The sequence below is a fragment of the Kitasatospora sp. NPDC091257 genome, assembly GCF_044757675.1.
Taxonomy (GTDB): Bacteria; Actinomycetota; Actinomycetes; order Streptomycetales; family Streptomycetaceae; genus Kitasatospora; species Kitasatospora lactacystinica.
Genome location: NZ_JBIVVI010001378.1, coordinates 1 through 2177 on the forward strand (window position 1 = coordinate 1; position 2177 = coordinate 2177).

Here is a 2177-nt window from a genome sequence, read left to right on the forward strand (position 1 = left end):
ACACCGCCACTCGTCGTTCCAGCAGGTTGAAGACGGCGCTGATGGCCAGGGTGATGATCAGGTATCCGACGGCGATCCAGACGAAGGTCCAGACGCCCGCTCCCAGGCGCCCCAGCGCAGCGACAGCGCCAGCGCGGGCGCCGCCGCCCGGGCGAGCCGGACCACCGCGTCGTGCCGTCCGGCGGTGCGGTCGGCGAGCAGCACGCCGACCATCACCTCGGCCTCGGCGGCGACCTGTTCCAGCGTCACCGAGCCGTGCCCCACCCACCAGGCGAAGTGCTGGGCGGCCCCGTCGACGGAGCCCCGGGCGGGCCAGTGCGGGACGAGCAGGTCGAGCGCGCCGGCGGTCAGCCGGTGGTGCCCGCCGATGGACACCGCCAGTCCGGCGTCGGCGAGTTCGGCGAGGGCGGCCTCGCCCTGCCCGACGTCGATCAGCGCCGGCAGGTGCGGCGCGGTGGGGCACTCGCCGCCGAGCGCGACCGCGAGCCGCAGCACGGCCTGCGCGGGCTCGCTCAGCCCCTCGGCGAGCCGGACCGCGGGCGAGGCGGTCTCCGCCACCGAGGGCAGCGGGACGGTGAGCCGCAGCGCGTTCTCCCGGATCGCCGGGTCCTCGTCGTGGACGGGCTCGTCGACGGCCCCGAAGACGTCCATCCGGTCGTCCTCGGCGGCCACCAGCGCGTCCACCGAGACGTCCCGCTGGCGCAGCAGCGCGGCGGCCTGGACGAAACGCAGCGGCAGGCCCTCGGACTCGAACCAGAGGTCCACCGCCCAGGCCTTCTCGGTGACGTCCAGCGGCCGCCCGGCCAGCCGGGCGGTGAGGGCCAGGCAGGCGGAGCGGGAGAGTCCGGCCACCAGGTGGTCCTGGAGCCGGGAGCCGGGGGGCGGCGGCGGGCCGTCCGGGGCGGCGGAGATCAGGAAGGCGCAGCCGGGGGCGGCGGCGAGCAGCTCCTCCAGCTCGGCACCGGAGGGCTCGGCGGCGTCGATCACCACGATCGCGCCGACCTCGGCGAGGTGGACGGCCAACTGCCCGGGGTCGGGGCGGTATCCGGGGGCGTGGTGGGTGGCCGCGAAGAGGTCCTGGAGCAGGTCGGCGCCGGTCCGGCGGTGGCCGCAGAGCTGCACCACGCCGTCGGGGGCGAGGTCGGCGGCGGCCTCGGCGACGGCCGACAGCAGCGCGCTGCGGCCCGAGCCGGCCTGGCCGACCAGGCGTATCGATCGGCCCTCGGCGAGCAGGGCGAGCAGTTCGGCGGTGTCGGTCTCGCGGTCGAGCATCGGCAGATCGGCGGGCCCGGCGCCGAGCGCGAGCGGGCCGACCGCGCGGCCGACGCCGCCGACCGGACCGCGGGCGGGCTCGCTGCGTCCGGTCCGGCGCGGACGGGGCCGCCACTCCTCGGGACAGGTCCTGGCCTCGGAGCCGTCCGGGGCGCCGACGCCCACCAGCAGGGCGCCGGAGACCAGTTCGCCGCCGCGGGTGCGAACGGCCTCCTGCCGGAACTCCCCGGATGGCTGTGCCACGTTCTGCTCCGCATCGTGCTCGGCCGTCGGCGCCCCGCGCCGCCCGGCTGACGTCCCGGTGGCGGCCGCGGCCGGGCTGGAGGCAGCCCCGGCGGCCGTCTTCTGACGGGCAGACTCTTGCACATCCGGCCCCGGCCGTGCAGAGCGGTCCGTGGCCGACGGCCGGTCCGCGGCGCTGACCAGGGGCGTTGCGCGGACGGACCGGGGGTGCGCAGGCGCACGGTCCCGGCGCGCGGCGCGGTGGGGGCCGTGGGGCCGCCGGAGTCAGAGAGCGACCCCGTGCGCCTCGGCGGCGCCGTCGACGGCCAGGATGCGGTGCAGCTTGGTGGCCACCAGCAGCCGCTGCAGCTGGGCCGGGACGGAGCGCAGCACCAGCCGGCGGCCGATCCGGCCGGCCCGCCGGTGGGTGCCCATGATCACGCCGAGCCCGGTGGCGTCCCAGAACTCCAGCCGGCCGAGGTCGAGTACGAGGTCGCCGAGGCCGCCGTCCACGGCCTGGTGCAGCCGGGCCCGCGCGTCGGCGGCGGTGCGCACGTCGAGGCGGCCTTCGATGGCCAGCGCCGTGTGGTCGCCGGTGATGCGCATGCTCTCCTCCTTCGCCTGGACGGCCTGGTGCTGATCGCCGGCGCGTTCGGCGAGATCGCCGTCCTGGTCGCGCTGTT

2 protein-coding genes are annotated in these 2177 nt (G+C 77.5%); both read right to left on the reverse strand.

Annotation, left to right across the window (positions count from 1 at the left end):
• Positions 1-57: 57 nt before the first annotated feature.
• On the reverse strand, positions 58-1515 hold the full coding sequence (locus ACIQOV_RS38455; protein ID WP_401055424.1) for a hypothetical protein: 1458 nt from the start codon (positions 1513-1515) through the stop codon (positions 58-60).
• Positions 1516-1779: 264 nt separating this feature from the next.
• Entirely contained in the window at positions 1780-2100 is a 321-nt protein-coding gene (locus ACIQOV_RS38460; protein WP_401055425.1) for an STAS domain-containing protein, read from the reverse strand.
• Positions 2101-2177 lie beyond the last annotated feature (77 nt).

What these genes read in the sequence shown, in the direction of transcription:
- ACIQOV_RS38460 (WP_401055425.1), bottom strand. Translation starts at nt 2,100, where the DNA reads ATGCGCATCACCGGCGACCACACGGCGCTGGCCATCGAAGGCCGCCTC.